Below are 12,390 nucleotides of genomic sequence, written 5' to 3'. Positions count from 1 at the left end.
CGGCCATGAACCACCCAGCCCTGCGCATCCAGCAAGTCACCAAGCGTTACGGCGCGGCCAGCGTGCTGCGCGGCGTCGACCTGGAATTGCGCGCCGGCGAATGCTTCGGGCTGGTCGGCGTCAACGGCGCCGGCAAGACCAGCCTGATCAAATGCCTGCTCGATTTCTGCGCGCTGGACGACGGCAGCATCGAGATCTTCGGCCAGCCGCACCACCGCCCGGCCGCGCGCCAGCCGCTCGGCTTCCTGCCCGAGCGCTTCACGCCGCCCTATTACCTGACCGGCGCCGACTTCATCCGCTATCTGCTCACCTTGCAGGGCCTGACTTACCAGCCGCAAGCCGTGGCCGCCATGCTGGCCGCGCTCGACCTCGATCCCGCCGCCCTCAAACGCGAGGTGCGCAGCTATTCCAAAGGCATGACCCAGAAGTTGGGCCTGGCCGCCTGCCTGCTGGCGCCCAAGCCGCTGTACGTGCTGGACGAGCCGATGAGCGGCCTCGATCCGAAAGCGCGCGCGCTGCTCAAGGACCAGCTGCGCCGCCTGCACCAGTCCGGCAGCACGATGTTCCTGACCTCGCACGCGCTGGCCGATGTGGACGAGCTGTGCGACCGCATGGCCATCCTGCACGACGGCGCCATCCGATTTAGCGGCAGCCCGGCCGAATGCCGCGCGCAGTACGGCGCGGCGACGCTGGAACAAGCCTTCCTGACTTGCATTGCGTGACTGATAGCGTGACAACGACCATGTACCAATCCCACTTCGGCCTGCGCGAGTCGCCATTTAATATCACGCCCAACCCGGCCTTCTTCTACTCCGGCAATACCCGGGGCGATATCCTGGAAGCGATGCTGTACGCGGTCGGCCAAGGCGAAGGCATCATCAAGGTGACCGGCGAGGTCGGCACCGGCAAGACCATGCTGTGCCGCATGCTGGAAAGCCGCATGCCGCCGCACATCGACGTCATCTACCTGGTCAATCCCAACCTCAATCCGCTGGAAGTGCAGCACGCCATCGCCGCCGAGCTGGGCCTGCCGACCGGCGGCTTGCGCGCCGATGAAGTCCAGCGCGGCCTGCACGCCGAGCTGATCGCCCGCCACAGCGCAGGCCGCCAGGTGGTGCTGCTGGTCGAGGAAGCGCAAGCCATGCCGCTCGACACGCTGGAAGCGATCCGCCTGCTCACTAATTTAGAGACGGCGCGCAGCAAGCTGCTGCAAATCGTGCTGTTCGGCCAGCCCGAGCTCGATGAGCATCTGGAGTTGGCCAGCATGCGCCAGCTGAAAGAACGCATCACCCACAGCTTCCAGGTGCCGCCGCTGCAGGCCGACCTGACCGGGGACTTCCTGTCGTTCCGCCTGCGCGCGGCCGGCCATGACGGCCCCGCCCTGTTCAGCCCGGCCGCCGCCAAGCTGATCGCCGACGCCTCGCAAGGCATCGTCCGCCGCATCAATATCCTGGCCGACAAGGCGCTGCTGGCGGCGTTTGCCGACGACGTCGACATGGTCGAGGCGCGTCACGCGCGCCAGGCCATCGCCGAGTCGCCGTTCCGCCGGACCGGAGGCCGCCTCAGTGCCAAAGCTGTTGCTATCGTGGGCGCATTCATCCTGATTTGCGGCCTGATCCTTGCGGCGGCGCGGAATTTGTAAGATCATGCCATCTATAATTGCAAAAGCACAACAAAACCTGCGACCTGAAACGATGAAAACACCGCGCTCTCCCTTCGTCCCCGTGGTTTGCAGCGTCTTGCTCAGTGCTTGCGCCAGCCAGCCGATCACGCCGTCGCCGGCCCACATCAGTGAAGCGCCGCCGCCGGCGGGGGTGATTCCGGAGCCGGTCCAGCAAAGCGTGGCGCTGCCGCCGCCCAAGCCGGCCGCCAAGGTCGCCACCTACAGCGTGACGGTGCACAAGGCGCCGGTGCAGTCGCTGCTGTTCGCGCTGGCGCGCGACGCCGGCCTCAACGTCGACATCCACCCCGGCATCGAAGGACAAGTCACCTTGAACGCGCTCGACCAGAGCCTGCCGCAGCTGTTGAGCCGCATCCAGCGCCAGGTCGACATGCGCTACGAGCTCCACGGCGACACCCTGACGGTGCTGCCGGACAGCCCGGAATGGCGCAACTACAAGGTCGATTACGTCAACATCGCGCGCAGCACTTCCAGCAGCGTGAACATCGCGACCCAGATTTCCACCACCGGCGGCGGCAGCGGCGACGCGTCCTCGTCCGCCAACGGGACCAACCAGCAACAGCAATCGACCCAGCAGACCAGCCAGAGCGGCAATACCGGCAACCTCAACAGCGCCGCCAATACCGGCGGCGCCCAGGGCCAGCAAGCGCCGGCCAATAACGGCCCGGCCGGCAATGGCAACAACAACTCCACCACGGTGGTGAACAACCGCTCGGATAATAATTTCTGGTTCAATCTCGAGAAGAACATCCGCGACATGCTGCGCGCGTCCAACCAGAACGACGGCAGCGGCAGCCCCGCCGACCCGGCCGCACAGGCCAGCGGCTTCGCCCAGGCCGCGCTGGGCCAGCGCAACAACGCCGCCAACAGCTCGGTGATCGTCAATCCCGAAGGCGGCCTGATCGCCGTGCGCGCGACCGCGCGCCAGCACGAGAAGATCGCCCAGTTCCTCGATGTGGTGCTGGGCGCGGCCAAGCGCCAGGTGCTGATCGAGGCGACCATCATCGAGGTCAAACTGAGCAACGCCTACCAGCAGGGCATCAACTGGTCCAACCTGGCCGGCGGCGGGCTCAAGCTGACGCAGGGCGCGGTCGGCACCTTGCCGAGCGGCGTCACGGTCGGCTCCACGCCCGGCATCTTCGTGCTCAACTACACCAACCCGACCAGCCGCCTGGGCAGCATCGCCACCACCATCCAGCTGCTGGAATCGTTCGGCAAGGTGAAAGTGCTGTCGAGCCCGAAAATCAGCGTGTTGAACAACCAGACCGCGCTGCTCAAGGTGGTCGACAACAATGTGTTCTTCTCGATCAAGGTGACGCCGGCCATCCTCAACGCCAACGGCATACCGACCACCCCGGCCACCTACGAGTCGCACCTGGAAACGGTGCCGGTCGGCTTCGTGATGAGCGTGACGCCGCAGATTTCCGACAGCGACGAGGTCACGCTCAATGTGCGCCCGACCATCACCCGCGTGGTCGGCAAGGTCAGGGATCCGAACCCGGCGCTGGCGTCGGCCAATGTCACCAGCGAAGTGCCGGTGATCCAGGCGCGCGAGCTGGAATCGATCATGAAGGTCAACAGCGGCCAGATCGCCGTCATGGGCGGGCTGATGCAGGATTCGGTGGACAACGCCAAGGACAGCGTGCCGGTGCTGGGCCGCATTCCGCTGCTGGGCGACCTGTTCTCGTATCGTAACGAGAACACCACCAAGACCGAGCTGGTGATTTTCATGCGGCCGGTGGTGGTGAAGGACGCCAGCATCAACGGCGACTACAAGGATTACCGCTACATCCTGCCGGGCCAGACGCCCGATCCCGAACCATACCCTGTTCCTGCCAAGGCGAATGGATCATGAGTCTTCTAATGCAAGCGCTCAAGAAAGCCGAGCGCGCAAAACAAAACGCGCTTTCCGACGACGAGCTGGACAAGCCGTCGGAAGCGTTTGACGAGATCCTGGCGCTGACGCCGGAACCGGCCCAGGCCGCCGACGCTGTAGCCGCACCGGCCCCGGCGCCCAAGCGCGAGTTCAATCTCGACGCGCTGAGCCTGGAACCGATGGCCGGCGACGCGCCGGCGCCGGTCGCCAGCAGCGCGCCGCGTCCGTCGCCCGACCCGCTCCCGGCCGCCAGCGACCACAAGGAGCCGGGCATGACACTCGACTTCGCGCTTGATCCCTCCGATCCGGTCAACGCAGCGCAGGCCAAGCCGGCATCGCCGGCGCCGGCCGCGAGCGCAGCCGCCGCAAGCGGCCTCGGCGCATCGGCCGCAATGGCCGCAACGGCGGCGGGCCACGGCACTGCCGCTGCCCTGCCGGCCGACGATGCCGGCCTGGCCCCGGCTCCGTCCGCGCAGGCCACCGCGCCGCGCGCTGCCGCCCCTGCTGCGTCCGCCGCCAAACCGGCCGCTGCCGGCAACGGCCCGCACGCCGGCGCTGGCGGCAAGTCCGCCGCGCCGCCGGCCGGCGGCGACAAGCCGCGTGCGGCCGCCCGTGCCCGCGCGCGCGCCGCCGCCACCGCCGAACCGACCGGCATGGATCCGGAACGCCTGCGCATGATCGGCCTGATTGCCCTGCTGGTGCTGCTGGTGGGCGGCTTTGGCCTGTATTACTGGCGCGCCCTGAGCGGACCCGGCGCCGGCGCCGGCCTGCCGCCGGTACCGATGCCGCCGCCCGGCGCCACCGGCGCCACCCCGGCCCAGATGGTGGTGGCCGCGCTCGGCCCCGGCGCCGCGCCGCCGGCCGCCCCGGCCGACAGCGACGATCCGATGCTGGCGCCGTCCGGCGTCAACCGCTCGGCCCAGCAAGCGCTGGAAAAACGCATCGCCAGGACCGAGGAAGAACTGGCCGCCGCCCGCAGCGCCATCCAGGCCGCGACTGCGGCTGCCGCCGCGCCGCGTGCCGAGCAAATGCCGACGCTGGCGGCGCCCGACAGCGGTGAAATCCGCGTTGCCCGCAGCATGCAGGTGTCGCCGGTGGCCCCGGTGCTGGACGGCGCCTACAACGCCTTCAACAGCGGCGACCTGCCGGCCGCCCAGCAGCAATACGACCAGGCCCTGGGCCAGGACCCGAACAACCGCGACGCCCTGCTCGGCGCCGCCGCCGTGGCTGCGCGCCAGGGCCAGAAGGACAAGGCCGCCGGGTTCTACCTGCGCCTGCTCGAACTGGCGCCCAACGACGGCGCCGCCACCGCCGGCCTGATCGGCCTGCGCCAGGGCGACATCAGCCGCAGCGAAGCGCGCCTGAAAGCCATCCTGGCCACCAATCCGGACGCCGCGCCGGTGCTGTTCGCGCTTGGCAACCTGTACGCGCAGCAGGGCCGCTGGGGCGATGCCCAGCAAGCCTACTTCCGCGCCGCCGGCGCCGCGCCGGACAATCCGGACTACGCCTACAACCTGGCCATCGGCCTGGACCGCCTGAACCAGCCCAAGCTGGCCGTCAATTACTACCAGCGCGCGCTGGCGCTGGCGCAGGACAAGGCCGTCGGCTTCGACCGCAACGCGCTGCGCAAGCGCCTGCATGAACTGGGCGCCAGCGCAGGCGCCGCCGCACACTGAACTCATGGCTGAACAACCCAAACTCCCGCTCGGCAAACTGCTGATCCAGAAAGGCATCATCAGCGAAGACCAGCTGCGCATCGCCCTGATCGAACAAAAGAGCACCGGCGAGCCGCTCGGGAAAATGCTGATCGCGCTCGGCTTCGTGACCGAAGCCACGGTGCGCGAGGCACTGTCGGAAAACCTCAACACCCAAAGCGCCGACCTGAACAGCCTGGTGGTGGACGCCATCGCGCTCAAGCTGATCCCGAAAGACGTGGCCAAGCGCTATCGCGTGTTCCCGATCGTCTACGAGCGCGCCACGGACAACCTGATCCTGGCCATGTCCGACACCAGCAACATCGTGGCGCTGGACCAGATCAGCGCCATGCTGGTCAAGGGCATCACCATCACGCCGCTGCTGGTCAACGAGTCCGACATCCAGCGCGCCATCGACCAGTATTACGGCTTCGAGCTGTCGATCGACGGCATCCTGCACGAGATCGAGACCGGCGAAGTCAATTACGCCAGCCTCGGCACCACCTCGGACGAGTACAGCCAGCCGATGGTGCGCCTGATCGACGCCATCCTGGCCGACGCGGTGCAGAACGGCGCCTCCGACCTGCACTTCGAGCCCGAGCAATCGTTCCTGCGCATCCGCTACCGCATCGACGGCATCCTGCGCCAGATCCGCAGCCTGCACAAATCCTACTGGCCGGCGATGGCGGTGCGCCTGAAGGTGATGTCGAATATGAACATCGCCGAGACGCGCGCGCCGCAGGACGGCCGCATCGCGATCAAGTTTTCCGGCCGCCAGATCGACTTCCGCGCCTCGGCGCAGCCGACCACGCACGGCGAAAACTTCGTGCTGCGGGTGCTGGACCGCCAGAAAGGCATCGTGCCGCTGGACGGACTCGGTCTGGCGGAAGAAGAACTGAATCTGCTGAAACTGATGATCGCCCGCCCCGACGGCGTGATCCTGGTGACCGGCCCCACCGGCTCGGGCAAGACCACCACCCTGTATTCGATCCTCAACCACATCAACACCGAAAGCGTCAACATCATGACGCTGGAAGACCCGGTCGAATACCCGATGAACATGATCCGCCAGACCTCGGTCAACGAATCGTCCAAGATGGGTTTTGCCGAGGGCATCCGCTCGATGATGCGGCAAGACCCGGACGTGATCCTGGTGGGCGAGATCCGCGACAAGGAAACCGCCGAAATGGCGTTTGCCGCCGCCATGACCGGCCACCAGGTGTATTCCACCCTGCACACCAATTCGGCCATCGGCGCCATCCCGCGCCTGCTCGACATCGGCGTGCTGGGCGACATCATGTCCGGCAACATCATCGGCATCGTCGCCCAGCGCCTGGTGCGCAAGCTGTGCACCAGCTGCCGCGAAGCCCATGTGGCCGACGAGATCGAGCGCAAGCTGCTCGGCCTGCCCGAGGACAGCGGCCCGCAAACCCTGTACCGCCCGGTCGGCTGCGACAAGTGCGCGCACCAGGGCTACAAGGGCCGCATCGCCATCATCGAACTGCTGAAGATGACGCCGCAGCTGGACGAACTGGTGGCGCGCCGCGCCTCCTCGCGCGAACTGAAAAACGCTGCCGCCGCAAGCGGCTTCCACAGCCTGATCGACGACGGCCTGCGCCGCGTGCTGGAAGGCGTGACCACGCTGGAAGAAGTCGGCCGCGTGGTGGACCTCACCGAAAGGCTGGCCTGATGCCGCAATATCTCTACCGCGCGATGGATGCCGCCGGCGCGATCCAGCCCGGCAATATGGACGCCGCCAACGAGCCGGACCTGGAACTGCGCCTGCACCGCATGGGGCTGGACCTGGTCGACTACCGCGTCTCGCGCGCCAAGGTGATCGCCCTCAAGCGCCTGATCACCCGCAAGGACTTGATCAATTTCTGCTTCCACATGGAGCAGATGACCGGCGCCGGCGTGCCCATCCTCGACGGCCTGAACGACCTGCGCGAGAGCATCGACCACCCGCGCTTCCGCGAAATGATCACCGGCCTGATTGAAAACATTGAAGGCGGCAAGCAGCTGTCGGCCTCGATGGCGGCCTACCCGGAAGTGTTCGACGTCACCTTCACCAGCCTGATCATGGCCGGCGAGCAGAGCGGCAAGCTGACCGAGGTGTTCAAAAACCTGTCGGAAACCCTGAAGTGGCAGGACGAGCTGGCCTCGCAGACCAAGAAGATCGTGATGTACCCGGCCGCCGTCGGCGTGTTCGTCACCGGCGTGATGTTCTTCCTGATGATCTACCTGGTTCCCCAGCTCACCTCCTTCGTCAAGAACATGGGCAACACGCTGCCGCTGCACACCAAGGTGCTGATCTTCGTGTCCAATATCTTCATCGATTACTGGTACATCTTGCTGGGGCTGCCGGTGACCGCCTACTTCGGCCTGCGCTACTGGCTGAACCGGAGCGAGCAGGCGCGCTACGCGGCGGACGGCTTCAAGCTGCGCATCTGGATGATCGGCCCGGTGCTGCACAAGATTATCCTGGCGCGCTTCGCCACCTTCTTTGCCATGATGTACGCCTCCGGGATCACGATTTTGGAGTGCATCCAGCTGTCCGAGGGGATTGTCGGCAACCGCGTGGTGGCGGCCGGCCTGCGCCGCGCGGCGCAACAGATTTCCGAGGGCACCGGCATCACCGCCGCGTTTGCCAACACCGGCATCTTCCCGCCGCTGGTGATCCGCATGCTCAAGGTTGGCGAATCGACCGGCGCGCTCGACGGCGCCCTGCGCAACGTCAGCTACTTTTACAATCGCGAAGTGAAGGAATCGATCGAGAAAGTCCAGTCCATGATCGAGCCGGCCATCACCGTGGTGCTGGGCGTGATGGTGGGCTGGATCATGCTGTCGGTGATGGGACCGATCTACGACACGATCAGCAAGATCAAGACCTGAGGCCATCGTGTTCAGCAAACATCTCTTCTACCTGACCGCCGACCAGCTGTGCGCCTACCTGTGGCAGGGCGGCCGCCTGAGCGGCGGCGTCAGCTTTGCCAACACCCGCGCCGGCATCGACGATTTCATGGACTATGTCGACAGCCACGCGCGCGCCGCGCCGGTGTACCTGCTGGCCGACCTGATCGAGGAAGACTTCCAGCGCGTCAACCTGCCACACGTGCGCGGCCGCGCCGCGCGCCAGCTGCTGCAGCGCCGCCTGCTGCAGCAATACCGCGAAACGCCGTTCCGCCACCACGAGGTGCAGGGCCGCGACAGCGAAGGCCGGCGCGACGATATCGTGCTGCTGTCGGCGCTGACCAATCCGTCCTCGGTGCAGCCGTGGGTGGAGGCGCTGGAACGGCTGCAGATTCCGCTGGCCGGCCTGTACTCGACCACCCTGCTCAGCGAAGACCTGGCACACAAGCTCAAGCTGCGCGACGAACACCTGCTGCTGGTGACCCAGCAGTCGGCCGGCTGGCGCCAGAGCTACTTCCAGAACGGCATGCTGAAGTTTTCGCGCCTGACCCCGGCCATCGACCGCGACGGCAACCCCACCGACGTCGGCGCCGAAACCCGCAAGACCCAGCAATTCCTGACCAGCCAGCGCCTGCTCGGGCGCGGCAGCGTGCTGCAGACCGTGGTGCTGGCCCCGGCCGCCGAGACCGAGGCGCTGGACGCGCAGTGCGAAGACGGCCCGGAAACCGAATTCCAGCTGCTGTCGCTGGAATCGGTGGCGGCCCGCGTCGGCCTGAAAACCGGCGACGACCAGGTCGAACAACGGGCCGCGCAAGTGGCCGAGCCGATGCTGCTGGCCTTCCTCGCGCGCCGCAAGCCGGACACCCACTACACGCTGGGCGACTGGCAGCGCTACTTCAAGATGTGGCGTGCGCGCGTCAACCTGTATGGCCTGAGCGCCGCCATCGTCATCATCAGCGCCGCCATCACCGGCAGCAACCTGTGGCAGCAAATCGGCGCCGACAACGACAGCAAGCGGCTGGCGGCGGAAGCCACGCAGCTCGACACCCGCTACCGCAGCCTGATGGCCGAAATGCCGCCGCGCGTGACCAGCACCGCCAATATGCGGGCGGCGGTCACCGTCGAGCGCATGCTGGCCACGCAATCGGCCACGCCGCTGGGCATGGCCACCGTCATCAGCAAGGCGCTGGAAGCCACGCCGGAGATCCGCCTGCTGCAGCTGGACTGGAAAGTCAGCCTGCCGGCCGCCAACGCGCCGGCGCCCGGCCAGGAGGACAACGCGGCCGCGCCGATTTCCTCGCTGGTGGCCGGGATCCCGGGCCGCGCGCCGCAAGTGCTGCTGCTGGAAGCGGAAATCGACGGCGCCCAGGATGACTACCGGAGCGCGGTCAACAGCATGACCCAGTTCGCCCAGGCGCTGGCCAGGCACCCGCGCCTGACGGTGGAAATCGACAAGCCGCCGGTCGACACCCGCCCCACGGTCAAGCTGGCCGGCAAGGCCGGGCCGCAAGCCGTGGCGGCCGGCCGCGCCAAATTCACCCTGAACCTGGTGTGGAAGCCATGAGCCCGAATCCGACCTCCGCCGCCGCCAAGAAAAAACCCGCCGCCAGCGTGCCCTTGCCGTACTGGATCACCGAGTTCGCGCTGCTGCGCACCGCCGTGCTGACCCTGATCGGCGCGATCGTGGTGGCGCTGGTCGGCGTATGGCTCAGCTACATCAAGCTGCAGGAAGCGGCGCAAGGGGCCGAGAATGCGCAGCGCAAGCGCGACGCCGCCTATTCGCGCTACGCCCAGGTCGACAATGAAAAGCGCGACATCCGCAACTTCCAGCATCGCTTCGTCGAGCTGCGCCAGCGCGGCCTGGTCGGCGACGAGCAGCGGCTGGCCTGGCTGGACGCGATCCGCCAGGTCCAGGACCAGCTCAAGCTGCCGCCGCTCAGCTACGAAATCGAAGCGCAGCAGGTGGTGACGCTGGAGGCGCCGCTCGACCTCGGCGACTACCAGCTGCGCGGCAGCCGCATGCACCTGCACATGGAACTGCTGCACGAGCTGGACCTGTTCAACTTCCTGCAGGAGTTGCGCGAGCGCGGCTACGTGGCGGTGCAGGACTGCTCGCTCAAGCGGCTGGGTGTGGCGGCCGGCACGCCGGGCGCCTCGACCCTGGGCGCCGACTGCACGCTGAACTGGATCACCCTCGGCAGCGCGCCGAAAACGCGCGCACTGGCCGTGGCCATGCCGCCGAAAGGCAAATCATGATGCGCGCCGCCTCGCTGCTGCCTTGCCTGTCGGCGCTGGCGCTGCTGCTGCCGGCCGCGCCGGCGCCGGCGCAAGTGACGCTGGGCCGGCTGTTCGCCACGCCGGCCGAACGCGCCACGATGGACGCCGCGCGCGGCAGCCGCAACGCGTTGCTGCCCAACTCCCAGGGCCAGCCGCCCGCGCCCGGCATGCCCGGCGGCGCCCCGGCGCCCGGCGCCGCACCGGTGTTCGAGGAACTGCTGCCCGGCCAGGTCAGCCCGGTCCCCGGCGGCGCCCCCGCAGCGCCGCCACCGCCGCCGCCCGCAGTCACCATGACCGGCATACTGCGCAGCAGCAACAGCAACCGCAGCGTGGTGTGGCTGAACGGCGTGCCGCAGCCGGGCCTGCAAGCCGCCGCCTCTGGCGTGACCGTCACCATGCCGTCCGGGAAAAAAATCAAACTCAAGCCGGGCCAGCGCTATGACCTGAATACCGGCCGCATCAAGGATGTCAATGAACCCTAAGTTTGTGTACCGCCGCCCATCCGGCTTCACGCTGGTGGAGATCGCCATCGCGCTGGTGATCGTCGGCCTGATGATCGGCGGGATAGTCGCGCCGCTGTCGACGCAGCTGGAGCAGCGCCGCGTGAGCGACACCCGGCGCGTCATGGACGAGGCGCGCGAAGCGCTGTTCGGCTTCGCGCTGCGCAACGGCTACCTGCCTTGCCCGGCCATCTCGGCCAGCAACGGGCTGGAAGACCGCAGCAACAACAACTGCAACAAGCGCTACGGCTACCTGCCGTGGGCCACGCTGGGCGTGAGCCGGCTGGACGGCTGGAACCGCTTGATGGGCTACACGGTCACGCCGGAGTTTGCCGATTCGACCACGCTGTTCTCGCTGCGCACCAGCCGCGACATCACCATCGCCACCCGTGGGCGCGACGGCCAGCTGGCGCCGGCCACCGCCGTCAACGACATCCCGGCCGCGCTGATTTCGTTCGGCCACAACGGCTATGGCGCGACCGGCGACCAGAACACCGTGGTGGCCGACGCCGGCGCCGGCAACCTCGACGAGAAAACCAATTTGCAAAGCTCCGGCACCGCGCTGATCGCGCGCGATCCGAGCGACGACCCGCGCAGCCCCGGCGGCACGTTTGACGATATCGTGGTCTGGATCTCGCCCAACATCCTGTACAACCGCATGGTGGCGGCGCAGCGCCTGCCATGATGCGGCCGGCCCTCACCATCGCCCGCTACACGCTGCTGGAAGCCTTGCGCAACCGGCTGCTGTGGCTGTTGCTGCTGATAGCGGCCGGCGCGGTCGGCATGAGCGGCTTCCTCAATGAACTGGCGCTGACCGAGAGCCGGCAACTGCAGGCGGCCTTGCTGGGCGCGGTGCTGCGGCTGGCGGCGGTGTTCCTGATCGCCACCTTCGTGGTCACCAGCATGGCGCGCGAGGCCAATGACAAGGGACTGGAATTGCTGATGGCCTTGCCGATGCCGCGCGCCGTCTACCTGTTCGGCAAGCTGGCCGGCTTCGGCGCGCTGGCGCTGCTGCCGGCGCTGTGCTTCGGCGCGCTGGGATTGTTCTTCGCGCCGCCGGCGCAGGCCGCGCTGTGGGCATTCTCGCTGCTGTGCGAATGCTGGATCGTGGCGGCGTTCAGCGTGCTGTGCATGCTGACCCTGAACCAGGTGCTGCCGGCGCTGGCGGCGGCGTTTGCCTTCTACCTGCTGGCGCGCGTGATTGCCGCCTTGCAGCTGCTGGGCCACGGCGCCGCCAGCGTGCAGAGCGCCAGCCAGCAAGCGCTCAACACCGGCATCGACGGCCTGGCGCTGCTGCTGCCGCACCTCGACCAGTTCACCCGCAGCGACTGGCTGGTGTACCACAGCGGCGGCAGCGGCGAGCTGGCCGGCATCGCCGCGCAAACTGCGATCTACGTGGCGTTGATGAGCGCCGCCGCGCTGTTCGACCTGCACCGCAAGAATATCTGAGGC

Annotated in this window: 11 protein-coding genes; all 11 read left to right on the top strand. The window is 67.5% G+C overall.

Annotated features, from left to right (window positions below; all coding sequences use genetic code 11):
* The first annotated feature begins 5 nt into the window (after positions 1 to 5).
* Genes BMZ70_RS03645 through BMZ70_RS03595 form a run of 11 tightly spaced genes read left to right on the top strand, consistent with a single transcriptional unit; the run spans position 6 to position 12,387 of the window.
* Positions 6 to 722 (top strand): ABC transporter ATP-binding protein, encoded by a 717-nt coding sequence (locus BMZ70_RS03645; RefSeq protein WP_092270049.1) that lies wholly within the window; start codon positions 6 to 8, stop codon positions 720 to 722.
* A 20-nt stretch (positions 723 to 742) separates the two neighbouring features.
* Positions 743 to 1,642: an ExeA family protein gene (locus BMZ70_RS03640; RefSeq protein ID WP_092270046.1), complete on the top strand. Its 900-nt coding sequence runs from the start codon at positions 743 to 745 to the stop codon at positions 1,640 to 1,642.
* 52 nt (positions 1,643 to 1,694) lie between these two features.
* On the top strand, positions 1,695 to 3,536 hold the full coding sequence (mshL, locus tag BMZ70_RS03635) for a pilus (MSHA type) biogenesis protein MshL (protein ID WP_092270043.1): 1,842 nt from the start codon (positions 1,695 to 1,697) through the stop codon (positions 3,534 to 3,536).
* On the top strand, positions 3,533 to 5,233 hold the full coding sequence (locus tag BMZ70_RS03630; protein ID WP_229205279.1) for a tetratricopeptide repeat protein: 1,701 nt from the start codon (positions 3,533 to 3,535) through the stop codon (positions 5,231 to 5,233). Before mshL ends, BMZ70_RS03630 begins: the two co-directional genes overlap by 4 nt.
* Complete coding sequence (locus tag BMZ70_RS03625; RefSeq protein WP_229205278.1) at positions 5,196 to 6,941, top strand: GspE/PulE family protein; 1,746 nt, start codon at positions 5,196 to 5,198, stop codon at positions 6,939 to 6,941. Before BMZ70_RS03630 ends, BMZ70_RS03625 begins: the two co-directional genes overlap by 38 nt.
* Positions 6,941 to 8,143 (top strand): type II secretion system F family protein, encoded by a 1,203-nt coding sequence (locus BMZ70_RS03620; RefSeq protein WP_092270038.1) that lies wholly within the window; start codon positions 6,941 to 6,943, stop codon positions 8,141 to 8,143. The genes BMZ70_RS03625 and BMZ70_RS03620 overlap by 1 nt, the downstream gene beginning before the upstream one ends.
* A gap of 7 nt (positions 8,144 to 8,150) precedes the next feature.
* A complete protein-coding gene (locus BMZ70_RS03615; RefSeq protein WP_092270035.1) occupies positions 8,151 to 9,725 on the top strand; it encodes a hypothetical protein in 1,575 nt (524 codons plus the stop codon).
* On the top strand, positions 9,722 to 10,417 hold the full coding sequence (locus BMZ70_RS03610) for a hypothetical protein (RefSeq protein WP_092270032.1): 696 nt from the start codon (positions 9,722 to 9,724) through the stop codon (positions 10,415 to 10,417). Before BMZ70_RS03615 ends, BMZ70_RS03610 begins: the two co-directional genes overlap by 4 nt.
* Positions 10,414 to 10,920: a hypothetical protein gene (locus BMZ70_RS28265; protein WP_165403531.1), complete on the top strand. Its 507-nt coding sequence runs from the start codon at positions 10,414 to 10,416 to the stop codon at positions 10,918 to 10,920. The genes BMZ70_RS03610 and BMZ70_RS28265 overlap by 4 nt, the downstream gene beginning before the upstream one ends.
* Positions 10,910 to 11,623, top strand: coding sequence for a type II secretion system protein (locus BMZ70_RS03600; protein ID WP_092270027.1), 714 nt, complete (start codon positions 10,910 to 10,912; stop codon positions 11,621 to 11,623). The genes BMZ70_RS28265 and BMZ70_RS03600 overlap by 11 nt, the downstream gene beginning before the upstream one ends.
* Positions 11,620 to 12,387 (top strand): ABC transporter permease, encoded by a 768-nt coding sequence (locus tag BMZ70_RS03595; RefSeq protein WP_092270024.1) that lies wholly within the window; start codon positions 11,620 to 11,622, stop codon positions 12,385 to 12,387. Before BMZ70_RS03600 ends, BMZ70_RS03595 begins: the two co-directional genes overlap by 4 nt.
* The last annotated feature ends 3 nt before the right edge of the window (positions 12,388 to 12,390 follow it).

This window comes from Duganella sp. CF402, from assembly GCF_900109645.1.
Lineage (GTDB): Bacteria > Pseudomonadota > Gammaproteobacteria > Burkholderiales > Burkholderiaceae_D > Rugamonas.
This window is presented reverse-complemented; position numbering and strand designations above follow the sequence as displayed.